This is a genomic window from Gordonia sesuvii (assembly GCF_036350415.1).
In the GTDB taxonomy this organism is placed as follows: Bacteria; Actinomycetota; Actinomycetes; order Mycobacteriales; family Mycobacteriaceae; genus Gordonia; species Gordonia sesuvii.
Map to the genome: position 1 here is coordinate 1111182 of NZ_JAZDUF010000001.1, position 22738 is coordinate 1133919.

Genomic DNA, 22738 nt, shown 5'->3' on the forward strand with positions numbered 1-22738 from the left:
ACTCCTCGTACTCGTGGGAGGTCAGGCGCGAGCGAATCGCTGTTGCAGGGTGTGGGCCAGACGTTCCGGCCGGAGGAAGGCGATGCATAGCGCGCCACCGACGAGGAGCACGATGCCGGTGATGGTAAACGCTTGATGCACACCCTCCGCCATGTTGGCGGCCATGTCGTCGGAGGGCTTCTCGCCCTTCGGCGGGGAGACGTATCCGGCGCGACCCATCAACCAGCCCACCAGGATCGGTGAGATGACGGCGCCGAAGGAGGCGACACCTCCGAGTGTGGCCATCATGATCGGCCGCTGCTTGACACCGACCGCGTATCCGATCGCCGAAGCGGTCATCGGATATGCAAGACTGCAGCCTCCAGCGATACAGAGCAGCACGACGGCGACGGGTCCGGACGTCGCCTGGATCGAGATGAAGCACAGCCCGGCGACCACCGCGGCACATCCGAACGGGACGGCGATGGCGAGATGGGCGGTACGGCCGTTGCGCAGGAGACGATGGCCGAGCGCACCCAATCCGAGCAGCACGAGGGCACCGATCACCCATGGGAAGGTGGTCACGGTGCCCACCTCGGAGAGGGACATCCCGACGACGGTGCCGAGGTACTGCGGCAGCCAGGTGGTCAGGAAGCCCTGCACCCAGAAGTTCGATGCCCCGCCGATCACCGCGGAGATGAAGGCGATGCTGACCAGCGCTCGCCAGATCACGACCGGCTTCTGATCGTCGACTGCCTCGGTCGCGATCTCGGTGCGATCGTTGTCTCGCTCGTCATCGACCTCGTCCTGGTAGGACTCCGGTTGTTCGCGCTTGTCCTTACCGTGAGGGCCATCGGCACCGAGAAGCAGCCACGAAATCGTCCACAGGAGCCCGACTATGCCGAGGACGCCGAACGCCCACCGCCAACCCCACGCCGCGATCACCCACGCGAGCGCCGGTGCAGCGATGACGGGGCCGAGGGTCGACCCGGCGGCGACCAGATTCGACGGAAGCGCTCGCCGCGCCGGTGGGAACCAGCCCTGGGCGGACGTCAGCGACATCGCAGTTGCCGGGCCCTCCGCACCGCCGAGGACGATCCGTGTCACCAGCAAGACTGCGGCGCCGCCGCCGAGGAGCATCGGGAACTGCAGTACGGCCCAGGTGAGCCCCATTGCGAACAGAATCCACTTGACCGAGTACTTCGCGGCCAGAAACCCGGTCACCACGGATACGACCGCATAGAGGAAGAAGAACGAGCTGCCGATGAAACCGAACTCGACAGCAGTCAATCCCAGTTCTGGCATCGCATCCGCGGAGACGAGCCCGAGCACCGCCTTGTCGGCAAACGCCACGATCTGAAAGAGCACCAGCAGGGCGGTGACCAACCACGCGCGCCGGCTCATTCGTCGAAAATCGACGCGTCGCGGCGGCGCGGCGTCGACCGATCGGATCTCCGTTGTCTTGGTGGCCATCATGTTTCCTTTGGCAGTTCGACAGAGGACTCCTCCGTCACGGCTGATGAGCTGACGTGAATCTAGGTCGCGATCTCCCTACAGAGATAGGAGGGAAATCTTTACTGTTGCGGCAGGCACGATGCGGGCACACTGGTGTGCACCGGATGAAGGAGGATCGGTGAGCTCGGCCTACTGGACTCAGCCCATCAGCGACCAGGTAAGCGCTGTAAACTCAGGGCGCGTCTCATCGGAAAGCCTTGTCGTGCAGGTGCGCGACGAGATCGAACGTCGCGAAGCCGACCTGTCGGCGTGGGTCGGCCTGGTCCGCGACCACGCCGATGCCGCTCGCGCTCAGGATCATGCAGGTACGTCGTTGCCGATGCGCGGCATCTCGCTAGGCGTCAAGGACCTGATCGACGTCGCCGGAATGCCCACTCGTGCCGGTTCGGTGACCACATCGAACGCTCCGGCCGACACAGATGCCGACTGCGTCAGCAGGTTTCGAGATCTCGGCGCAATCATCCAGGGGAAGACGGTCACCACCGAGTTCGGATACTTTTCGCCCGGACCGACACGGAACCCGCACGCCCCCGACCACACCCCCGGCGGATCATCGAGTGGATCGGCTGCCGCAGTCGGTGCCGGCGTCATCCCCGTCGCGTTGGGAACCCAGACGGCCGGCTCGCTGACTCGGCCCGCAGCCTTTTGCGGTACGGCCGGAATGGTGCTGGCCCAAGGATCCACCAGCCTCGCCGGGATCACCGGCCTCAGCGAGTCTCTGGACAGTCTCGGCATCCTCACTCGAACGAGCGTCGACCTGCACTACGCCTACACGGCATTCGCGGGCGCGCCCACACGGACGGTGGCCCCCGCCAGAACCGCGCTCGTCTGGGACGGCAGCGAACTCGGCACCCTGCACCCGACCATGACCCGCCTGCTGCAGATCGTTCCCGACCTCCTCCGGGAGATCGACGTGGAACCGGCGACCCTAGATTGGGACGATCATGTTCGTACCCTGGCGGACGATCATGTGACCGTGATGTCGAAAGAGGCGGCCGCGACACTCCGTGCGGTGTACGACGAACAGGCAGATCAGCTCAGCCCGCAACTGCGTGAACTCGTCTCTGACGGGCAGCGCGTGCAGGCCGATGCCCACAAGGCAGCGCTCGTCCGGCGCGACCGCTCCCGCGCCGAACTCGACCAACGGCTCGGGATGGACACGATCATCGTTGGACCGGCAGCGCTGGGTCCCGCACCACGTGGGTTGACCGCCACGGGATCCCCGGTGCTCAGCCGCCCGTGGCAACTCCTCGGGTCACCGGTCGTCGTGGTTCCGGGACTGCGAACCGAGGAGGGGCTCCCGCTCGGCCTACAGCTCATCGCGCAACCGGGTCGAGAGGATGTCCTGTTGCAGACAGCAATCCGTCTCGAACGAGTACTGCGAGCGACACCAGCCATCCAGGAACAAGAGTGAAAAGGTCACGAAGAGAATGAGTACATCAACGGCGCCGACGAACGACCCGGTCATGAAGCCACGCCCGGTGACCCACCACCGCATGTTCCTGACCTGCTACGAGGACACCTTCAACTACGGGTGGCATCACGTCGATCTGTTCGTCCACGACGAGTACGGCCGCGAAGTCAACTGGGTGCACTGGACCGTCGAGGCCGACGGCCCGGAAGCTGCCGACGAGTCCGTGCGTAGTGAGGAGCCCTGGCTGCTGCGCACCAGCGAGTGGCAGCACCAGGTGAGTGCCCTCGGGATGAACTACTGGACCGCCGACGCCGCCTGGGCCGAGTAGATAGAATCGCGCCATGACTGAGTCATTGGCCGCTGCCGAGCGTCCGGCGACGGTCTATGTCGTCGATGACGATCCGGAGTTGTGCGAGTCCGTAGACTGGCTGCTCGACAGCATCGGGATCAAGCCCACGATCTGCCACAGCGCGGACCAGTTCCTCGCCGCCTACACCGGTGATCACCCGGCGTGCATCATCCTCGACGTCCGCATGCCGCAGATGAGTGGAACGCGACTGCAGGAGAAGCTCAACGAGTTCGCGCCGCATGTGGCGATCATCTTCGTGTCCGCTCACGGCGACATCCGGATGTCGGTGTCCACCATGCAGGCCGGCGCGATGGATTTTCTCGAGAAGCCGTACGACCCCCAGCGTCTCCTGGACGCTGTCCAACGTGGGGTTGAGGAGGCACGCAAGCGGTTTCAGGCCTTCGAGTCGCGCCAGTCGATTCAGGCGAAGGTCGATGTGTTGACACCGCGCGAACGGGAGATCCTCGCTCTGGTGATCGAGGGGTTGCCCAGCCAGAACATCGCCCGCCGCCTGGGGATGAGCGTGAAGACTGTCGACGTGCACCGGACCCGCATCAAGAGCAAGACCGACGCAGACAGCATCAACACGCTGGTGCGCGACATCCTGCGGTTCGACGTGAACGTTCCCGTCGATTCGGCGTAGAAGGTAGACCGTCGATCCCTGACGTGCGCTCGCACCCAGGAGCGAATCTCAGTAGTAGTCCAGCACGATCCGCTTCCCGAGCGCACGGGAGACGCAGACCGCCATGACCTCACCGGATTCCTTCTCCGCTTTCGAGAGAACATTGTCACGGTGCTCGGGCGAGCCTTCAACGACCTGCATGATGCACGTCCCGCAGATCCCTTCCTCACACGATGTGTCCACGTCGCAGTCGTTGTCGAGTAACACATCCGCGATGCTGCGGTCGGCAGGCACCTCGAACGTCTCGCCGTCGAGCTCGACCTCGAAGGCGGAGTTCTCGCTGGTCTCCGGTTGGGCGGCAGCATGGAAGTTCTCGGAGTGCACCGCGTCAGCAGGTACGAATCGTTCCGCTGTCGTGATCACCTTCGCCATGAACCCCTCGGGACCGCAGACGTACACGTGGGTGTCGGTGGGGATGTCGGCCAGCGCCGCCGACAGGATCACCTCCTGCTCGTCGCGCGGGACACCGACATGGGCGTGCAGTTTGTCCGGGCAGCGGTCTCGCAAAAGGGGCAGGAATGCGGCATCCTCTTCGGTCCGAGCGAAATAGTGCAGCTCGAAACTGATCCCGGTGACGTCCATGCAGCGCGCCATACTCAGCATCGGGGTTATCCCGATACCTGCCGCAACAAGGACGTGATGTGCTGCCGGCGAGACGATCTCGAGGAGGTTGCGTGGCTCACTGATCTTCAGAGCGTCACCGACGGCCAGTTCGTGTAGCGCCGCCGACCCACCGCGCGAGTTCTCTTCGCGCTTCACAGCCACCGCGAAGGTCTCCTGGCCATCAGGCCGGCTGCACAACGAGTACTGCCGCGTGATCGCGGTCGGGCCGACCACGTCGACGTGGGCTCCCGGTGAGTACTTCCCGATCGGTGTGCCATCGGGGTTGGACAGATAGAACGTCTTGACCGATGGCGTCTCCTGGACGATGTCCGAGACGATCACATCCATGAGGGCCATGGTGTCTCCTGATTTGGGTAGCGGGCGGGTGTGTCGAAGGTTCGAGATCTAGCGGACGTAGAGTCCACCGTTGACGTCCCAGCAAGCGCCGGTGACGAAGTGGGCGTTGTCCGCCGTGAGCAGAGCAACCATGTCCGCGACGAACGACGGATCACCCATCCGGCCGACCGGAATTCCGGCGATGACCGCGTCGAGACGATCCGGCGGAACGGTGGCCTTCACGATGGGCAGGTCGTGCGGCCCCGGGGCGATGGAGTTGACGGTGACGCCGTGGCCGGCGAGTTCGCGCGCGAAGATCTTGGTGACCGTGAGGATTCCACCCTTTGACGTCGCGTAGTGTGCGCCGGTCGCGGTACCACCGTTCTGCCCCGCGAGTGACGCCATGTTCACGATCCGGCCATACCCCTGTGCGGCCATCGCCGCCCCAATCACCTGGCAGCCGAAGAAGACGCTGTCCACGTTTGTCGTCAGGACTCGGTTGAAGTCGTCTTCCCCCAAGGTCATCAGGTCGGCGGCCTGTGTCACCGCCGCGTTGTTCACCAGGATCGTCGGAGTGCCCCACACCTGTTCGCAGTCTGCGAGGGTCGTGACGAAGTTCTCTCGATGTGCCACATCGAGTTCCACGGCGCGCGCCGTGGAACCGTCCGGAGACAGATCACGTGCTACCGCATCCGCGGCGTCCACCGCGATGTCGGTGAGGAGAACCCGGTGACCGTCGGCGTGCAGACGTCGCGCGATGTGGCTGCCCATACCGCCCGCGGCGCCGGTGACCACGGCGATTCCCTTGCTGCTGTATGTCATCGTGGCCGCCCTAGACCAGGTAGCCGGACGCGCTGACGGCGTCCTCGCTGTCGATGAGGCGGGCGACCTTCAGCGCGATCTTGTCACCGTCGTCGTCGAGCACGACCTTATGGGTCATCTCCGCACCGATCGTGGAGAACTTGTCACGCTTGAAAGCGTTGAGGATCTGCGCCGACTTGATGGTGACGGAGGTGTCACTGACCTCGTCGACCGTGAATCGGGAGACGATCCGGACGGTGCGTGCGGCGGCAACCGCGGACGGCGCGTAGCCCTGCATCATGCGCTGCACACGTAGTTCCCGCATCCGCTTGTCGTCGTACACCATGTTGAGCGACGACTCGAAGTCGTCGGTGTCCGGGTCGATGGGGATGACATAGAGGGCCTCGTCCGTGTACATGGTCTCCCACGTCCGATAGTCCTTGGCATCGAGGACTGCGGCCTCCTGCCAGACCAATTGGATCGCTCGCAGCACTCGCGGATCGGTAAAGGACAACACCTCAGTCATCGGTCATCATCTTCTTCCACATCTCGTAGGACGCACGCATGCCGGTCTCGTCGGTGACATGTGAGGTGGGCCAGCCCTCGTCGGTCAGGTACTCACGCTTCTCGCCACGGTTCACCAGGATCGGCATATTCGGATTTCCGCCGGCGCCGATCTGCACGCGATCCCAGCCCTCGGCGTCGTCGGGGCTGCCGAAGCCGAAGGGACCCTGGAAGTGCTCGTGGATGCGCAGCCGTTCGCGGTTGATGCTCTCCGGGCCGCCGTCCATGCCGATCGCCATATGCCACACCTCGGTCTCGTCGACACTGATCGGGATGAGAACCCGGAAGAACGACGACGACATCGCGATGTTCGGGAACATGTTGAGGTTGAAGCCACATCCGTGCATCGACCTCATGTACCGCCGGATGCGTTCGGGGCTTTCGCCGGCCTCCGTGAGCTCGTCGACGAGATGCTGGAAGCGCGGCTGGATCTCCTCGCTCCCGTCGTCGATGTCGAGGTCCGCGTGTGCGGCAGCCATGATCGCAACGCTGTGCCCGTTGCCGAGCGCATGGGTCTCGGCCGCGGGGTCGTCCATGAACGACATCATGCTGGCGGTCTCGGCGTCCACCGAGGCCATCCACGACTTGTGCACCATCGGGAAGTGGTAACCGTCGGTGGTGTTCTCCAGCTGGATCTTCCAGTTGCCCTTGAACCGGAACTTGTGGCTCCCCAGTACCTTGGTCGGAAACCCATTGGACTGCTTGAGGAATCGTTCCATCCAGATCTTCGCGTCGCCGAGGAAATCCTCGAGTGGCTCAGCGTCCAGATTGAAGGTCGCGAAGATCATGCCGAGGTAACTCTCGGTACGCAGCTTCTGCAGTGGGAAGTCGTTCTTCTCCACGACGCCCTCATAGCCGTCCGGGTACGGGATGCCTCGTAGCCGGCCGTCGAGAGTGTAGGACCAGTTGTGGTACGGACAGGTGAAGCCGTTGGCCTTGCCGCTGCGCTGATCACACACCGTCGCACCGCGATGGCGGCATCGGTTCAGAAGGGTGTTGAAGTTTCCCTTGCGATCGCGGGTCACGATCACGGGCTGATCACCCACCTGGGTGGTCTTGAACGAGCCGGCGTCGCGAACCTCACTCTCATGGGCGACCCACACCCAACTGCGATGAAAGATCTTCGACATCTCCTCGGCGAAGATCTCCGGGTCGGTGTACAGGCTGCCCGCGACCCGATCGTGCTGGGCCAGATCGGCAAACGCCCGGGTGGGCCGTTCGGTGGTGGTCATGTGTAGTCCTCGTCTGATGGCGGCCACGGGTGGCTGCGCACGGGTTGATGGCTGTGGTCAGAGTTCGACGTCGTCGCGGATGGTCAGTTCGCGTCCCATCCGGGCTTCGATCTTGAAGTACTTCCACAGGGCGTAGTCGCCGATCATGGTGGTACGCAGCAAGTTGCAGGCTTCGCGTACAGTCGGCTGATCGCGGACATCGGCAAGGACGTAGCAGGTCCACGGCCAGCCGTCGGAGGGGCCCACCATGTGTGCGTCGTCGTCGAATGTGCCGATGATGTCGACGCCGTCCATCTTCTTGAGATTCGACAGCATCGTGGAGATACCCACCCACACGGGGCCGATCTCCGCCTTCGGCAGATCGAAGAAGTTCTGGTTGTTACCGATGCAGAACAGTGTGCGTAGCGGTTCGGTGGCCATGTGGTGGCTCCTCGTGTTCGGTGCGGTTTGCGTCAGGTCAGCGGGATGGGATCAGGGAAAGCTCGGGATGCCGGCGTCGAGTCCGAGCAGTAGCGATCCCGAGGCTTCGAAGGTGTTGGAGGCCAACATGGCGTGCTGAGCAGGGACGAGCCCGTCCTGCAGGAAACGTTGCAGGGGGTGGGTTTCGTAGATCGCACCGGTGCCGGCAAGGTCGAAGGCACGCAGCACGACTCGACGTCCGGCGTGCGCCGCGTGAGTCGCGCTGAGCCGCAGGAGCGCCTGGTCCTCGGTGGAGATCTCCAGACCGTCCACAGCCTTCGCCCAGACCGATTCGGTGGTCTCGTAGAAGAACGCTCGGGCTGAACGCAGCTCGGCCTCGGCCTCGGCGACGCCGACCTTGTACACCGGCCGGTTGCCCTTGCTCGCGCCTCCGGTGATGGAGGTTCGGCTGGATCCGACCTCGATGGCGTAGTCGAGGGCGCCGCGCGCGGCACCGAGGGTGACCACGGCCAGCACCTGGGCCGCATATGCGAGCGCCGGGTACCGATTTAGCGGCTCATCGATCTGCGGGGCACCGCCACGTACGAACGTCATCTCGGTTGGAACGAACAGCCGGTCTGCGCGGATCGCGTGCGAGCCCGTCGCTTTCATTCCCGCGACGTCCCAGTTGTCGATGATCTCGACATCGGCGGGGTCGACGAGCGCGGTGAGGGGCTTGCCCGCCGATTCGGGTCCGCCGGCCAGGCCGATTCCGAGGATGTCGGCGCCACGGCATCCGCTGGCGAACTGCCACAGTCCCGAGCAGATGTAACCTCCGTCGACCTTCTCGGCCTCCTGCATCGGGAACAGACCACCGGCGTATGCGACGTCGGGACCGGCGGCGTAGATCTTCTGCTGGGTCGCGGCCGGCAGAGCGGCGAAGTAGACCAGTGACGAACCGAAGCTCGACACCCAGCCGGTGGCCGGATCCACCGCCGAGACCCGTTCCACCATCTTCATGAATGCGGCCGGCGGCATCGGCTCCCCGCCGAACGCGGCCGGCGTCGACGCGCGATACATACCGGCCCGCTTCAGGAGCGCAATGAAGTCTCGCGGCACGAATCGCTGTTCCTCGAATTCCTCGCGGCGATCGCGAAGCACGTCGAGTGCGTGATCGAACGCGGCTGCCCGCTCCGGACCCGCAGGTGCGGCAACCGCGCGATCGGCGATGCTCTCCGTGGTCATCAGGTGTCTCCATTCAGATTCGAGAATCCTTATGGGCGTTACACTATGGACGAGTCGTGATCGGCGGTATCGGGAGTTCCTCCGCGAGGGCTAAGCAATTCCTTACTTGCACCATCGGGCGAACCGGTCGAGGCTCGGTGTTCAGACTGGTTCGAAGGCGAGGTGAGCGATGTTCCCGGCACGCCGTGACTTCGAGCAGATGATCCTGAACACCGGGACCGGAATCCTCATTCACGAGGCGGCGTCCAAGAACATCCTGTGGGCCAATCCGGCGGCCTGCCGAATGTTCGGCTTCACCCTGGAAGAGCTGAAGCCCTTGAAGGCACATCACATGAGTGCGCAGGAACGCCAATACCGACGTGAGGTCGGGGTCGCATGGCTGCAATCGGCAGTCGTCCACGGTTCGAGTCGAAAGCAGTGGAAGTACCGCACCAAGGATGGTGTCGATTTCCTGACCGACGCCCGTGCGACGCTGGTGCGATGCGAGGACGGACCGGTGGTGATGGTGGAGTTCCGCAATATTTCGGACGAGGTCGAACTCCAGGAAGAGCTCACCTGGGTGTCGGAGTCGCTCCAGCGGATCATGACGCATACTGCGGCCGGTCTGGTGATACTCGACGACGACAACTGCATCGATGACATCTCGCCGCTGGCGGCCCGTCTCTTCGGACGTACACCGGCCGAGCTCTCTGGTGTCCACCTGGAGGACCTCGGCAAGTGCGAACCCCGGCTGACCAGCGATCATGTGGTCGAGCGCCTGGCCGCCGGAGCCGGCTCCGTCAGCATCCTCCAGGAGATCGGGAAGGACGACGGAACCACTTCCTGGCTGGCCGGCGAATTGGAGATCGTCGCGCACGACGGCATCCGGTCTCGCGTGTTGACGATGCGCGATGTGACCGACCGGGTGGAGTGGGAACGGCGGCATGCCTACCAGGAAGCCAACCTCCAGTACCTCAGCCGTTACCACGCGATGGGTGACATGGCGATGATCCTGGCCCACGAACTCGGACAACCTCTGGCAGCTTCCACCAACTACCTGAGCGGCTTGAAGTCGCGGCTGGCAGCCGAGACAGTCGACGCGCGGAGCCTGTCGTACGGCATCGATCAGATCGAGCGGCAGCTGAAGCGGGCCGGTGAGATCGTCACCTCTGTGAAGCGCTACGTGCGACGGATCGAGAGCACCGCGGTCCTGATGGACCTCAACGAGACGATCGAGGAAAGCCTCTACTTCGTGCGACTACGCGCCGCTGAACAGGGCGTTCGTGTCTTCGCCGAGATTCCCGAGCGCGACCTGTACGTCCACGGCGAAAGCGTGCTCATCGGGCAGGTGATCATCAATCTCTGCGTCAACGCGATCGAGGAGATCGTCAGACCGACCACCGAGGTCAAAGAACTCGCCATCGAGACCGGCCAGGCCGACGGGCACGTATTCGTGTCCATCCGCGATCAGGGTCGCGGAATGGGCACAGCGCCCACCAATCGGCTCGCCTCCGGCGCCTTCTCCGCCAAACAAGACGGCGCCGGCATCGGGCTGATCATCTCCGAGCACATCGTCGAGCGGCACGGCGGCGCCATCGAGTACCTCCCGAACGACCCTCGCGGAACCGAGGTACGCTTGGTTCTACCATTGGCAGATAATAACGTCTGATCAGCGACTCGAAGCTGCGGTAAAGGTACCTGTAGCACAGCGTTGGTTTGATCTAGTGGTCGCCACACGCGCACGCGATTAGGTTTGGCTGCACCGACAACGACGTCGTGATCAATCGGCCGCACCGACGTCCAAACCTGCTCCCGACCAGAGACATTCGCCGTCGCTCAGTGACGCGGGTCACGAGGGAGGGGCACAGCGGTGCCACATCAAGGAGATGTCATGTCCACTCCCGAAGTACTCGTCCTCGGATCCGGCACCGCCGGTTCGGTGGTCACCCGCAGGTTGATCGATGCCGGACACTCGGTGACCTTGGTGGAAGCCGGTGGACTCGACGCCAACACGGCGATCCATGACCTGTCGCGTGTCGGCGAACTGTGGCTCGGCCCGGAGGACTGGGGGTACTTCTCGGCACCTCAGGAGCAGGCACTCGGTCGCCGACTACACGTGCCCCGCGGAAAAGTGGTCGGCGGCTCCAACCAGCTCAACGGCACCATCTGGGTGCACGGCTCGCCCTGGGACTACGACCAGTGGGCGGCTGCGGGCAACACCGGGTGGGACTGGGAATCGGTGGCACCGCTGTTCAAGCGGCTCGAGCGCGGAAGCACCGCGGAAGGTCTCGTTGACGCTGTAGAGCCCGATCTCTCGCCGATCCAGCAGGCCATCCTTGACGCGGCGCAGGCGTGGGGGCTTCCGCTCAACGCCGACTACAACTCCGGCGACCAAGAAGGCGTGTCGCGGATGAAGCTGAACCTGCGTGACGGGAAGCGGTTATCGACGTGGGCGGCCTACATGCGGACCCAGTTGGAGCACCCCAAACTCACCCTCGAACTCAACGCACTGATCGACTCCCTCATCGTCGACGATGGCTCCGTGGTGGGAGTTCGGATCATTCAGGATGGCCGGCAACGCGAGTTGCGTGCCGACAAGGTCGTGCTGTGTGCCGGTGCACTGGGTTCGCCCGGGATCCTGCTACGCAGCGGTATCGGACCAGCCGACGAACTGCGGGCGCTCGGGATCGACGTCGTCGCCGATGTCCCCGGCGTCGGCAAGAACCTTCAGGACCACTTCCTGGTGCCGGTCATCTTCGGCACCGAACGGCCGATCGCGCCGCCGAACCCGTTCCAGCCGGTGACCCAGACGCACTGGTTCTGGAAGAGCCGCCCAGACCTCGAGGTGCCCGACACCCAGCCGATCAACTTCAGCATCCCCTTCTACTACGACGACGGAATGACCGGACCTGTTTCGGGTTTCACTTTGCACGCCGGCTTGATCCGGCCGCACAGTGCGGGCAGCGTCACTCTGTCGAGCACCGATCCGACCGCCCACCCGGTGATCGATTTCAACGTGCTGGCAGACCGACGTGATCTCGACGCCCTCATCGCGTCGGTGCGTCAGTGCCGCGAAGTCGGCCGGCAGTCACCGCTCGCCGACGAGTGGGGCGCCTATGAGGCCCTGCCGGGCACAACCGCCGACGATTCCGACGAGGCCATCGAGAAATGGGTTCGCCGCGGCGTCAACACCTACCACCACCAGGCCGGTACATGCCGGATGGGCACCGACGAGATGGCAGTGGTATCACCAGATCTCCACGCGATGTGCGTCGAGAACCTCGTCATCGCGGACGCCTCCGTGATGCCCGCGGTCACCACCGGCAACACCAATGCGCCGACCGCGATGATCGCGGAGCGCGCCGCCGAATTGATCAGCGCTTCCTGAAACACAGTCCCCAACAAGGAGTACCGGAAATGATCGACCTGTCCACCCTCAACACCGGCCTGTTCGTCGGCGGTGAATGGCGCGCTGCCGCCGAATCGTTCACCACCTTCAACCCGGCCACCGGGCAGCCGCTCGCCGAGCTCGGGTCGGCGAATGCCGCCGAGGTCGACGCCGCGGTTGCCGCCGCCACTGCCGCGTTTCGTGGCGAATGGGGCGCACTCGCCCCGTCGCGAAAGGGACAGCTGCTCAACAAGTTGGCCGATCTCGTCGAGCGTGACCTCGACCAGCTCGCCGCCCTCGAATCGCTGGACATGGGACGTCCGGTCGGCGCGAGCGCCGCCCTGATGATCCCGAATCTGATCGGCACCCTGCGGTACTACGCGGGCTGGGCCGACAAGATCAACGGCGAGCTGATCTCCAATGACGGCTACATGGGTGGCCCGGTGCCCACCCACGCCTACACGCGTCGGGAGCCGCTCGGCGTCGTCGCCGCGATCGTGCCGTGGAACGCCCCGCTGATGATCCTGGGCTGGAAGCTCGCACCAGCGCTAGCGTGCGGTAACACCGTCATCATCAAGCCGGCAGAGGACGCCTCGCTGTCGATCCTCCGCCTCGCGGAGCTGATTGCCGAAGCCGGCTTCCCGGCCGGCACGGTCAACGTCCTGCCCGGACTCGGCAAGGTCGCCGGCGAAGCCCTCGCCGTCCATCCCGGCATCAAGAAGATCTCGTTCACCGGATCGACCGAGACCGGCCGCGCGATCCTGCGCAATTCCGCCGGCAACTTCAAGCGGACTGCGCTCGAACTCGGCGGCAAGGCACCCCAGATCATCTTCGACGACGCCAACCTCGAGGCAGCAATCCAGGGTGCCGCGATGGGCCTGTTCTTCAACCAGGGCGAGGTATGCGCCGCCGGAACGCGAATCCTCGCGCACCGCAGCGTGTACGACTCGGTGCTCGGTGGACTGAAGGGCGCGGCAGAAGCCCAAGTCATCGGCGACCCGTTCGATTCGGCCACCACCATGGGCCCGCTGGTCAGTGCACGCCAGCGTGATCGCGTGGTCGAGTACCTGAAGAAGGGCGCCGACGAGGGTGCCGAGCTGATCGCAGGTGGTTCCGCACCGGACCGTCCGGGCTACTTCGTCGAACCGACAGTGCTCGCCGGCGACAACAGCATGACCGTGGCCCAGGAGGAGATCTTCGGACCGGTCGGCATCGTCGTGCCGTTCGACTCCGACGACGAGGCCGTCGCGCTCGCCAATGACAACCAGTACGGACTGTCGGCGACCGTGTGGACCAATAATGTGTCTCGAGCACACACGATCTCGGGGCAGATCGAGGCCGGAGCCATCGGTGTCAACGGTTGGTCGCCGCTCGCGCCACAGCTCCCATGGGGCGGCGTCAAGGCCAGTGGCGTGGGCCGCGAGCTCGGCTACGAGGGCATTCTCGCCTACACTGAGACCAAGACAGTCACCGTGGTGCTGTAAGGAACCGACTTCTCCGAAACACGACCGGGGTGCGCGACGGCGACAAGCCATCGCCCACCCCGGTTTTCGTCGCTATCGGTCGTTGTAAAGGTATTCCCGACTCCACAGACCTTCCGGAGAGCTGCTCGAAGCAGTAGCGTGCATCACAACACTTCGTTCTACGTTCGTAGAACTACAGCCCTCCGCGCTCGAAGGAAGCCTCGATGATCGACCACTCCCTCACCAACTCCCCGCCGTCATCCGGTACCTCGCTCCGCGGCTCGATCGGCGTCGCCGGGATCGTGTTCCTCGTCATCGCGGCCGCCGCACCGCTGACAGCGGTGGCCGGATCACTTCCGGTGATGATCGCGATCGGCAACGGCGCCGGTGCACCGGCTGCGTACATTCTCGCGGCAGCCGTCCTGCTGGTGTTCAGCGTCGGCTATGCGGCGATGAGCAGCTCCGTCACCGACACCGGCGCGTTCTACGCCTACGTCAGCAAGGGCCTGGGCCGGTCCACCGGTCTCGGTGCAGCCGCGCTGGCCCTACTCGCCTACACGACCATCCAGGCCGCGATCTACGGCCTGGCGGCATCCACCATGCAGAGCGTCGTCGTCCGCTTCGGTGGTCCCGACCTCCCCTGGTGGTTCTGGGCGTTCATCCTGATGGCACTCGTCGCGGTGCTCGGTTATCGCAGCATCGATCTGGGCGCCAAGGTGTTGGGAGTGCTGCTCATCGCCGAGATCGCACTCATCGTCGCGCTGATCGTCGGGGTCGTGGTCAAGGGAGGTGCGCACGGCGTGGACGCCGTCTCGTTCACCCCGGATGCCTTCCTGTCCGGCTCGCCGGGCATCGCGCTGATGTTCGCCATCGGCTCCTTCGTCGGCTTCGAGGCCACCGCCATCTATGGCGAGGAGGCCCGAAATCCGAAGCGCACCGTGCCCATCGCGACCTACACCGCCGTGATCTCGATCGGGGTGCTCTACGCGCTGGCCAGCTGGGCCGTGGTGCTGGCATTCGGCAGCGACAACGTGGCCACCGAGGCCCAGTCGGACACCGCCGACCTCACTTTCATCGCCACCTCGGAGTTCCTTGGTTCGGTCGCCGCCGACATCCTGATGGTGATGCTGGTGACCAGCCTCTTCGCCGCACTACTCGCCTTCCACAACGCCATCGCCCGGTATACCTTCGCGCTGTCGCGCAACGGCTTCGCACCGCAAAGGTTCATGTCCGTGCACAGCCGGCACGGATCACCGCACGCTGGCTCGGCGCTCCAGACGATCACCGCATTCCTGCTCGTCGGCGTATTCGCTCTCGCCGGGGCCGATCCCGTCCTGCAACTGTTCACCTGGATGGCCGGCGTGGCGATTGTCGCGATCCTGCTCCTCATGATCCTCACCAGCATCGCGATCATCGCCTACTTCCGTCACTCCGACACCGACAACCGGCTGTGGCACACCAAGGTGGCCCCGGTGCTCGGTACCGTCGGACTGCTCGGCATCACCGCACTCGTGATAGCGAACTTCACCACGCTGATCAGCGGGTCCGCCGCTCTCGCCGGAGTCTTCCTGGCAATCATCGCCGCCACATTTGTCGGCGGTTGCCTCGCCGAGCGGGTGATCAGGCGCCGCGAGCTGGCCTCCGCCTGATGCCAGGCCGACCTACGACTCAGCCCGCCCCGTAAACCCGAACACAGCAAGGACTTACCTCATGACCACCAACCGCCCCTCGGTCGTCGTCGTCGGCGCCGGCTTCGCCGGACTGATCGCAGCACGCGAACTCGAAGCCGCCGGCGTCAGCGTGCGAATCGTCGAAGCCCGCGACCGCGTCGGCGGCCGAGCATGGACCGACGAACGGCTCGGCGGGCATCCGCTCGAGATGGGCGCCACCTGGGTGCATTGGATGCAGCCGTTCGTCTGGACAGAGATCACCCGCTACGGGCAGGAGATCTATCCGAGCCCTGATATCGCCGACGCCTATTGGGTGAGCCAGGGAACAGTCCACCGCGGGACCGAGCACGACCTCGACCAGGCGCTGACCCGCCTCCAGGACAAGATCTTCGAAGGGTCGCGTGAGTTCTTTCCCTACCCGCACAATCCATTCGCCCTATTGCAGGACCCGACCGCCGATCCGGAACTGCTGGATCGCTTCCGCCGAGCCGATGAGGGAAGCGTTCTCGACTGTCTGCGCAACGGCGACTTCACGCAGGAGGAGATCGACCTCGCCGATTCGTACTGGTCGGCCGGCTACCAGGGTTCGACGAAGACAGCATCACCGCTCATGGCCAAACACTGGGCGGCACTGAGCGACCACCGCAGCTCGCTGATGGACGAACAGACGCTACGGTTCAAGCTCACCAACGGCATGCGCGGCCTGTATGAATCCATCACCGCTGACCTTCGCACCGAGGTGTCCCTTAACACCGCCGTTGAGCGGATCTCTCACCGCAACTCTGGTGTCGAGGTGACCCTCAGTGATGGCAGGGTGGTGCCCGCTGACGCTGCGATCGTGACCGTGCCCATCGGAGCGTTGAAACATGTTGCGTTCGATCCGCCGCTTCCATCAGCCCAGCAGAAGGTCATCGACGAGGGCACCAACTCCGTCGGCTTCAAGATCTGGATCAAAGTCCGGGGACACCACTCGATCATTGCCGGAGCACCCGGCGGCCATCCGATCTCGTTGCTGCGCAGCGAATATTTCCTCGAGGACGAGGACGCGACCATTCTGGTCGGGTTCGGCTCCGACCACACTGCCATCGACCTCGACGACAAGGCATCCGCGCAGAAGGCAATCAACGTCTGGCGCGACGACCTGATCGTCATCGACTGCGGCGGGCACGACTGGGTGGCCGACAAATGGTCGGGCCAGACCTGGGCGACCTTGCGTTCCGGCCAGTTCTTCGACGGTTGGAGCAACTTCGACACGGACGACGCCAGCCGACTGCGCTTCGCCGGTGCCGACTACGCCAAAGGGTGGAACGGCGTCGTCGTGGACGGTGCGATCGAGTCCGGTATCACCAATGCGCGCAAGGTCATCAAGACCCTCGCCCGCGAACAGTTCACAAGACTCTGACCTGATGGGACGCACGAAGCAGGCGGCACTACAACGCCCCGTCGCTGGTTTGTGTCCTCGCCATGTCGACGGTAGCAGTAGGCCGTCGGGCCCTTGCTCGCGTTCGGGTTGTCTGCGCAGTCGACGACCCCCTCGCCCGAGACCGGCCCGTTTGCCGATCGCGTCGCGTCACCAAGGCGACCACCAGCGCGACGAACGAGCAGATCGGAATGGGCTGTCCAACAACGACGAAGATCGCGACATCTCCGAGCACGGCGGCCGGGGCGGCCACGATCACACCCGTGGGGGGCATCGGCGCTCGGCCGGGCGAACCACCGCGAACCAGGAACCACACGCGACCCCATGGCTTGCCGATCGAGAGCCAACCCTGAAAGGCGATCAGTGAGGCCATGATCACGGTCCCGGCGATCAGCTGGGGTGGTGGCGAACCGCCCGCGTCGTTGAGCGCCGGTGACAGGATCGCGATACCCACGAAGAGTTGGACCACGGTGATTGCGAACTTCACCGCCACCCACCAGTGGTGGAAGTATCCCCACGACGTCGTCGCGCAGAGCAGGAATCCGGTGGCGGCAGAGGCGTTGGCCGACACCACCAGGACGGTGGTATCCAGGAGATGAGCGGCGGCGGAATCGGCACTGTTGTGCTGCAACAGCAGGACCATCAGCGCAAGAGCCTGGCTCATCCAGCTCACGGATGAGAGCACATGTAGCCATACCAGGACCTGTCGGGCCCGGCGGATCGGAGTGGAGACAGCCATGCGAACACGGTCGCACGCACTCTGGCGCAACACATCCGGGTCCGACCCTGGATGATCCCTGAACTCTTACCTGGCAACCGCATGGGGAACCGGGCCATCCACGTAGGGAACCTCCCTGGTGAATGTCAGTTCTCATGCGGTTGGGCGGGCGGGTTCTACTCGGTGTATCCGAGCGCCTTGCGAATCAGCAGCGCCTGCTCGAGGCTCGGCTCCGTCGGAGTTCCGTCGAGCATGATGTATTGACCGCCGGCGCACCCGATGCGCTCCACCTTCCCCGCATCGAGAATGTCCTCATCGATCGGGATCCGGTCGGAGATGTACGTGTACCAGCCCACGTACACCTCACCGGGGACACGCTTGATCGGCTGCTGCTTGTTGAACTCCGGGGTCCCCGCTTTCAGCCAGTCCGGGTCCCAGGCCTTGACGATCGCCTCCACATAACGGATTACGCTGGCGTGCAACTCCTCTGATTCACGACTTGTGGACACATCGACGTAGACGATGATGCGATTACGCGATCGGATGTTTCCCGCGACCACGCGCACATCGACAGGAAAATCTTCGGGCCCGGCTTGTCGAAAGACAGCGAGTTCATGGATCTCGTCGCATGCGCTGACGATCTCGATCGCGGTAGCCAGTGATGCATCGTCGCAGATATCGATGGGCTCAGCATCAACCAGCGGACTGTTGGCACGTGGGGTGACCTTCGTCCACCGTCCTGCCGGGTACTCCGGCATCGCCGCGAGCATTCTCCGACTGGCGGCGAGGATCTCGGCAACCGAGGCCGGACGCGCACTCCATCCGCCGATGAGGGCGATCTGCGTCATGACATTCATCCTATTTGTTGGGCGGCTTTAGGCGGACGGTGATCCGGTCGTTGTACTCTTTGTCGTCGATTTCGTCCTGGACATCGCGTAGTTGCCGTTCGTCCGACACCACCCACTCGACGACGGCGTCGTGCTGTTCGGCAGCGCGGTACTGGGCTTCTAGCTGGTTCCGCATCTCGATGGCCGGCGGCGACCAGCGGTTGAGGTCCCCGTTCTTGTCGTATGCGATCTTCGGACGGCTGTACTTGGCCTCGATCCACTTCTCCTGAGTCGTCGCTGTCGGCGGCTCCATACTGTCGACCTTGACTGTGCCCGTCTTGCGGGTCTCCGAGGGCACTTCGTATGTCACGCCTGGCGGGATCCCCGTCACCTGTTCCTGATAGTCCTTGGCTTCTTGCGACCACCCGTTCGTCGACTCGGTCACCCACGTGCCGCTGCCTCCTCCCGATGTGCCGATCGTGGGCGGCGGAGCCGCCGGCGGCGCCGGTTGGGTCGGCGTCGGTGTCGGATCGAGCGGCGGTGCAGGCTGAGTCGGCGCAGGAACCGCCGGCGAACCGGTTGCCGGCGGTTCAGGCGCCTGCTCGGTTCCGGGCGTCGACGGCTCCGCAGGTTCCGCCGGTGTCGACGGCGCCGGGACTTCCGCGGGCGCATTCTCAGGTGCCGGTGCCGGAGAAGTGGGATCGTCTTCGAACTGCTCGACGATCCATTCGATGGCATCGATGCCCTTGCTGATCCCATGGCCGATGGTGTTGATGAGGTCCCAGTACGCTCCCCAGCCGCGCCCAGTTCCGAGTTGCTGCGCCGACGGATCAGGCGGCGTTTGTGCCTCCGGTTGTTCAGCCTCGGGCCGCGGCTTCCCCGTGATGTTCGGTTGCCTCGGCGAGGGTTCGTTCGGGTCCGCCTGCTGCATCGGCGGTGACAGAATCCGGGCCGGTGGGTCCTCGTCGCGCTTGGGTTCCTGCGGCGTCGGTGTCGGCGTCGGAGTGGGGGCCGGCTCCGGATCGGGCGCGGGCGTCGGGTCGGCCTCTTCCGGTTCCTCCTCCTCGTCCGAATCCTTGCGCTTGTCAGAGTCTTTCGACTCGCGCGACGAATCGGGGTCATCCGACTCGCCTGCCTCGGGCTCGGAGGGCGACGTCGGACGGCTCGGAAAGCGCGGTGTTGTCGGGCTCGGTGTCTCGGCCGTCGGCGGAGACGCACGCCGCTCACGTTGCTCTTGCCGTTCCTCGCGCTCTTCCCGCTTCTTCCGCCCCGAGTCGCGGTTGGGGCGGTCCCGGTCGTCGGGTGTCTTCGCGTTGGGCGAGTATTTGTTCGGTCCTCGGTTCTGCGAGGGGCCTGTCGACCGGTCAGGCCTGTCGTCGCGATCGTCGTCCAGTTTGTCGCGGCTGCTGCCGTTGGGCGACTTGGTGTTCGGCGAGTATTTGTTCGGCCCTCTGTCCGGCTTCGGGGTCGACTGGCGCGGGCTGTTCGGCTTCGCCGGCGTATCGCCGCCGGGCGAGCTCGTACCCGGTGAGCCGGACCCTGCTCCCGGCGAGCTCGGTGAGCTGTCGCTGGGTGGCGACGAGTTGCGCGGAGCCGAATCGCGCGGTGCGGACGGCTGCGGCCGCGGGTTGATGGTGCGGGCGTCACCGCCGCCACCCTGGGACGGGCTGTTCGAACCGTTGTCGCGGTCCCCTGGCTGCGAGGTGGGAGCATTGGGGGTTCCGTTCGTCGTCGCCGCGATCGAATGGGTCGTCGGCAGCACGACGACCAGGACCGCTGCGATCGCGGTGAGGATGAGACGAACCAGGACAGCCTTCGATCGATTCTCGCGCAACATAGTGCCCGCCTTCGTATTTCGCCATCTTGAGTCGCTCTGACCGTAGGTGGCCCCGGGCTGCACGACCGCCGGCAGACAGGAAGGTTCGGATGCGCGAATGACATCGTCCGGCCGATGTCGAAGCAGCGGGAACATTTGGGGATCTGACGCGGATCCAACAGGTACGGGTGGACCACGCCCCGAGGCTTGGAACGGTTTGCACCCGGGCACGGGTACGCGATGTCATGATCGAGCTGATTCGCCCTGAGCCGAGGAGAGCTGATGGAATCGTCGTTCGTCGCCGTGGGACTGCCCATCGCCCTGGCGGTCATCATGTTCGGATTGGGGTTGTCGCTGACTGTGGCCGATTTCCGGCGGGTTGCTCACAACACGCGCGCAATCGCGGTCATCCTGGGCTGCCAGATGCTGCTGCTGCCGCTCGTGGCGTTCGGCTTGACGGTCGTGTTCGACCTCGAGCCCTATCTCGCTGTCGGCTTGATGATCCTGGCCGCGTCTCCCGGCGGCACCACCTCGAGCGTGTACAGCCACCTCTTCCGCGGTGACGTCGCACTGAATGTGACGCTGACGGCGATCAACTCGCTCCTCGGCCTCATCTCCCTGCCGATCGTCGTCAACCTAGCGCTGAACCACTTCGTCGGCTCCGACGAATCCGTCGGCATGCAGCCTGCCAAACTCCTGCAGGTCTTTGCCGTCGTCCTCATCCCGGTGATCCTCGGCATGGTCGTCCGACACCGCCGTCCCGAGTTCGCCGCACGGGCCGACAAGCCGGTGCGGATCGTGTCGATAGTGCTGTTGATCGGCGTCGTCCTCGGGGCACTGCTGGGCGAGGAGAAGGCCATGGAGTACCTGGCCCGCGTCGGAGTCGTCACGACCCTGTTCTGCGTACTCTCGCTACTCCTCGGCTACCTCGTGCCGCGAGTTGCCGGACTGACCCGCGGCCAGTCGATCGCCAGCGGTTTCGAAGTCGGAATCCACAATTCGACGCTGGCCATCGCCGTGGCGCTCACCGCGCTCGACAACTCGGAGATGGCAATCGCCCCGGCGGTCTACGGCATCCTGATGTTCCCGCTGGCCGCTCTGTTCGGGTTCGCGGTGCGGAAGCTGACGCGGCCTCGCGAACCGGTCGGCGCCGAAGGGACTCGATCCTGATTCGCTACCGCGTCGGCCGGAAGTCGACTTCCATCTCCGGCCCGCCCCGCTCGAGGTAAGCCGCGAGATTCTCCGGATCGTAGGTGTCGACCTGTGCTCTGCGCTGGGTCGCGCTGCTCGCCGCGAATTCGTGCTCTTCGTCGGCGTGCGCCATCGTCCGCGAGAAGGGCTTGAACACCTTGTAAAAGCCCTTCCGGGATTCCTGCAGCGGTGTGGCGAACGCGTTCGTGCCGAGGAGGAACGTCGTGATCGCGTCGACCACGGTCGCCCGGATCCTGGTGGCACCCGAAAGACCTTCGGACTCGCCTTCGGTGAAGCAGAGTCCGTGTCGGCGTGCGCGATCCATCATCCACACCAAGGGGATGTCGCTGATCTGGCTGTCCTCGTACCCACCACCGACGCTGCAGTGAACACCGGAGAACCAGACCTGTTCGATGATCTGGTCGGCGGGCCGGTCCGGCTTCGGGGACCACAGCGTCGGCTCGAACGGTCGGCGCTTCTCGTCGATGGCCAGTGCGTGGTAGGCCGCCTTCACCGTGGAACTCAGTTGGGTGTCGTGGAATGCCCAGCGCTTGTTGATCCTGTCGAAGAGCTTCCATCCGTCGATCGGGATTCCCAATGATCCGACCGTGTCCCACACCCCGATGAACTCGATGGGTGTCTCATACGAGTAGGCAGCTCGGAACTCCGAGGCCCGCTGCTGCGCGGGCGCCGACGATCCGTCACGGTCGCGGTAGAGTTCGAAGGCCTCATCGATCCGGTCCTTGTACTCCCGCTTGAGTATTCCGCTGTTCCGGATGAATCCGGCGAGGCTGCGGGCGGTGTAGGCGCCGCGGCTGAATCCGAACAAGAAGATCTCGTCACCGGGCTCGTAGAGGTCGACGAGTTCGCCGTATCCCTTCTTGAGGTTCTTGGACAGACCCCATCCAAGCGCTCCGCCGCGGATCTTCTGCCACGGCTTGGTCCCGACTCCGGCGACGTACATCGGCTTCTGGGTGACGCCATTCCGATCCGTGGGCGCGATCGCATTGTGGATCTTGACGACATTCGTCGGGTTCTTCTGCCCGAAGGCGTTCCACGTTCCGTCGCAGCACACGATCAGGCGCTTGGCCATGGTGTTCGATACCCCCGTCTCAGGCGTGTCCGATTGGCTTCGGAAATCCTATGC

General features: G+C 64.5%; 20 protein-coding genes. 9 read left to right on the forward strand and 11 right to left on the reverse strand.

Annotated features, from left to right (window positions below; all coding sequences use genetic code 11):
* Positions 1-21: 21 nt before the first annotated feature.
* Complete coding sequence (locus VZC37_RS05145) at positions 22-1452, reverse strand: MFS transporter (RefSeq protein WP_330431326.1); 1431 nt, start codon at positions 1450-1452, stop codon at positions 22-24.
* Positions 1453-1612: 160 nt separating this feature from the next.
* Between VZC37_RS05145 and VZC37_RS05150 the strand changes: the two genes are divergently transcribed.
* Genes VZC37_RS05150 through VZC37_RS05160 form a run of 3 tightly spaced genes read left to right on the forward strand, consistent with a single transcriptional unit; the run spans position 1613 to position 3900 of the window.
* On the forward strand, positions 1613-2908 hold the full coding sequence (locus tag VZC37_RS05150; protein WP_330431327.1) for an amidase: 1296 nt from the start codon (positions 1613-1615) through the stop codon (positions 2906-2908).
* Positions 2909-2960: 52 nt separating this feature from the next.
* Positions 2961-3236 (forward strand): hypothetical protein, encoded by a 276-nt coding sequence (locus VZC37_RS05155; RefSeq protein ID WP_330431711.1) that lies wholly within the window; start codon positions 2961-2963, stop codon positions 3234-3236.
* A 13-nt stretch (positions 3237-3249) separates the two neighbouring features.
* Positions 3250-3900: a response regulator transcription factor gene (locus VZC37_RS05160; protein ID WP_330431328.1), complete on the forward strand. Its 651-nt coding sequence runs from the start codon at positions 3250-3252 to the stop codon at positions 3898-3900.
* Between the two features lie 48 nt (positions 3901-3948).
* Here VZC37_RS05160 and VZC37_RS05165 read toward each other — a convergent pair whose 3' ends face one another.
* From VZC37_RS05165 to VZC37_RS05190, 6 genes are read right to left on the reverse strand one after another with little or no spacing between them, the layout of a single operon-like run.
* The gene (locus VZC37_RS05165) at positions 3949-4899 is read right to left on the reverse strand and encodes a PDR/VanB family oxidoreductase (RefSeq protein ID WP_330431329.1); all 951 of its coding nucleotides are present in this window, start codon (positions 4897-4899) and stop codon (positions 3949-3951) included.
* A gap of 48 nt (positions 4900-4947) precedes the next feature.
* Entirely contained in the window at positions 4948-5700 is a 753-nt protein-coding gene (locus VZC37_RS05170) for an SDR family NAD(P)-dependent oxidoreductase (protein WP_330431330.1), read from the reverse strand.
* 10 nt (positions 5701-5710) lie between these two features.
* A complete protein-coding gene (locus VZC37_RS05175; RefSeq protein ID WP_330431331.1) occupies positions 5711-6205 on the reverse strand; it encodes an aromatic-ring-hydroxylating dioxygenase subunit beta in 495 nt (164 codons plus the stop codon).
* The gene (locus VZC37_RS05180) at positions 6198-7475 is read right to left on the reverse strand and encodes an aromatic ring-hydroxylating oxygenase subunit alpha (RefSeq protein WP_330431332.1); all 1278 of its coding nucleotides are present in this window, start codon (positions 7473-7475) and stop codon (positions 6198-6200) included. Before VZC37_RS05180 ends, VZC37_RS05175 begins: the two co-directional genes overlap by 8 nt.
* Before the next feature lie 57 nt (positions 7476-7532).
* Positions 7533-7895, reverse strand: coding sequence for a hypothetical protein (locus tag VZC37_RS05185; protein ID WP_330431333.1), 363 nt, complete (start codon positions 7893-7895; stop codon positions 7533-7535).
* A 51-nt stretch (positions 7896-7946) separates the two neighbouring features.
* Positions 7947-9119, reverse strand: a complete 1173-nt coding sequence (locus tag VZC37_RS05190; protein ID WP_330431334.1) for an acyl-CoA dehydrogenase family protein — start codon at positions 9117-9119, stop codon at positions 7947-7949.
* Between the two features lie 169 nt (positions 9120-9288).
* Here VZC37_RS05190 and VZC37_RS05195 point away from each other — a divergent pair, with 169 nt between their 5' ends.
* From VZC37_RS05195 to VZC37_RS05215, 5 genes are all read left to right on the forward strand, one after another.
* A complete protein-coding gene (locus tag VZC37_RS05195; RefSeq protein ID WP_330431335.1) occupies positions 9289-10767 on the forward strand; it encodes a PAS domain S-box protein in 1479 nt (492 codons plus the stop codon).
* A 222-nt stretch (positions 10768-10989) separates the two neighbouring features.
* Positions 10990-12486 carry a GMC family oxidoreductase gene (locus VZC37_RS05200; RefSeq protein ID WP_330431336.1) on the forward strand — a complete coding sequence of 499 codons (1497 nt, stop codon included), beginning with the start codon at positions 10990-10992 and terminating at the stop codon, positions 12484-12486.
* Positions 12487-12515: 29 nt separating this feature from the next.
* Positions 12516-13970 carry an aldehyde dehydrogenase family protein gene (locus VZC37_RS05205; RefSeq protein ID WP_330431337.1) on the forward strand — a complete coding sequence of 485 codons (1455 nt, stop codon included), beginning with the start codon at positions 12516-12518 and terminating at the stop codon, positions 13968-13970.
* Positions 13971-14173: 203 nt separating this feature from the next.
* Positions 14174-15598, forward strand: coding sequence for an APC family permease (locus VZC37_RS05210; RefSeq protein WP_330431338.1), 1425 nt, complete (start codon positions 14174-14176; stop codon positions 15596-15598).
* A gap of 61 nt (positions 15599-15659) precedes the next feature.
* Positions 15660-17021: an NAD(P)/FAD-dependent oxidoreductase gene (locus VZC37_RS05215; RefSeq protein ID WP_330431339.1), complete on the forward strand. Its 1362-nt coding sequence runs from the start codon at positions 15660-15662 to the stop codon at positions 17019-17021.
* Positions 17022-17049: 28 nt separating this feature from the next.
* Here VZC37_RS05215 and VZC37_RS05220 read toward each other — a convergent pair whose 3' ends face one another.
* From VZC37_RS05220 to VZC37_RS05230, 3 genes are all read right to left on the reverse strand, one after another.
* Complete coding sequence (locus tag VZC37_RS05220) at positions 17050-17778, reverse strand: hypothetical protein (protein ID WP_330431340.1); 729 nt, start codon at positions 17776-17778, stop codon at positions 17050-17052.
* Between the two features lie 155 nt (positions 17779-17933).
* A complete protein-coding gene (locus VZC37_RS05225) occupies positions 17934-18515 on the reverse strand; it encodes a hypothetical protein (RefSeq protein ID WP_330431341.1) in 582 nt (193 codons plus the stop codon).
* A 100-nt stretch (positions 18516-18615) separates the two neighbouring features.
* The gene (locus VZC37_RS05230; RefSeq protein ID WP_330431342.1) at positions 18616-20421 is read right to left on the reverse strand and encodes a Tox-REase-5 domain-containing protein; all 1806 of its coding nucleotides are present in this window, start codon (positions 20419-20421) and stop codon (positions 18616-18618) included.
* A 261-nt stretch (positions 20422-20682) separates the two neighbouring features.
* On the opposite strand from VZC37_RS05230, the gene VZC37_RS05235 reads away from it, so the two are divergent.
* A complete protein-coding gene (locus VZC37_RS05235) occupies positions 20683-21570 on the forward strand; it encodes a bile acid:sodium symporter family protein (protein ID WP_330431343.1) in 888 nt (295 codons plus the stop codon).
* 4 nt (positions 21571-21574) lie between these two features.
* Here the strand turns inward: VZC37_RS05235 and VZC37_RS05240 are convergent, their stop codons facing one another.
* Positions 21575-22684 (reverse strand): T6SS phospholipase effector Tle1-like catalytic domain-containing protein, encoded by a 1110-nt coding sequence (locus tag VZC37_RS05240; RefSeq protein WP_330431344.1) that lies wholly within the window; start codon positions 22682-22684, stop codon positions 21575-21577.
* Positions 22685-22738: the final 54 nt, after the last annotated feature.

Bases quoted from the DNA above. Each gene is read 5' to 3' on its own strand.
- VZC37_RS05145 (WP_330431326.1), bottom strand. From the start codon at position 1,452: ATGGCCACCAAGACAACGGAGATCCGATCGGTCGACGCCGCGCCGCCG.
- VZC37_RS05155 (WP_330431711.1), top strand. From the start codon at position 2,961: ATGAAGCCACGCCCGGTGACCCACCACCGCATGTTCCTGACCTGCTAC.
- VZC37_RS05160 (WP_330431328.1), top strand. From the start codon at position 3,250: ATGACTGAGTCATTGGCCGCTGCCGAGCGTCCGGCGACGGTCTATGTC.
- VZC37_RS05165 (WP_330431329.1), bottom strand. From the start codon at position 4,899: ATGGCCCTCATGGATGTGATCGTCTCGGACATCGTCCAGGAGACGCCA.
- VZC37_RS05170 (WP_330431330.1), bottom strand. From the start codon at position 5,700: ATGACATACAGCAGCAAGGGAATCGCCGTGGTCACCGGCGCCGCGGGC.
- VZC37_RS05175 (WP_330431331.1), bottom strand. From the start codon at position 6,205: ATGACTGAGGTGTTGTCCTTTACCGATCCGCGAGTGCTGCGAGCGATC.
- VZC37_RS05180 (WP_330431332.1), bottom strand. From the start codon at position 7,475: ATGACCACCACCGAACGGCCCACCCGGGCGTTTGCCGATCTGGCCCAG.
- VZC37_RS05185 (WP_330431333.1), bottom strand. From the start codon at position 7,895: ATGGCCACCGAACCGCTACGCACACTGTTCTGCATCGGTAACAACCAG.
- VZC37_RS05190 (WP_330431334.1), bottom strand. From the start codon at position 9,119: ATGACCACGGAGAGCATCGCCGATCGCGCGGTTGCCGCACCTGCGGGT.
- VZC37_RS05195 (WP_330431335.1), top strand. From the start codon at position 9,289: ATGTTCCCGGCACGCCGTGACTTCGAGCAGATGATCCTGAACACCGGG.
- VZC37_RS05200 (WP_330431336.1), top strand. From the start codon at position 10,990: ATGTCCACTCCCGAAGTACTCGTCCTCGGATCCGGCACCGCCGGTTCG.
- VZC37_RS05205 (WP_330431337.1), top strand. From the start codon at position 12,516: ATGATCGACCTGTCCACCCTCAACACCGGCCTGTTCGTCGGCGGTGAA.
- VZC37_RS05210 (WP_330431338.1), top strand. From the start codon at position 14,174: ATGATCGACCACTCCCTCACCAACTCCCCGCCGTCATCCGGTACCTCG.
- VZC37_RS05215 (WP_330431339.1), top strand. From the start codon at position 15,660: ATGACCACCAACCGCCCCTCGGTCGTCGTCGTCGGCGCCGGCTTCGCC.
- VZC37_RS05220 (WP_330431340.1), bottom strand. From the start codon at position 17,778: ATGGCTGTCTCCACTCCGATCCGCCGGGCCCGACAGGTCCTGGTATGG.
- VZC37_RS05225 (WP_330431341.1), bottom strand. From the start codon at position 18,515: ATGCCGGAGTACCCGGCAGGACGGTGGACGAAGGTCACCCCACGTGCC.
- VZC37_RS05230 (WP_330431342.1), bottom strand. From the start codon at position 20,421: ATGTTGCGCGAGAATCGATCGAAGGCTGTCCTGGTTCGTCTCATCCTC.
- VZC37_RS05235 (WP_330431343.1), top strand. From the start codon at position 20,683: ATGGAATCGTCGTTCGTCGCCGTGGGACTGCCCATCGCCCTGGCGGTC.
- VZC37_RS05240 (WP_330431344.1), bottom strand. From the start codon at position 22,684: ATGGCCAAGCGCCTGATCGTGTGCTGCGACGGAACGTGGAACGCCTTC.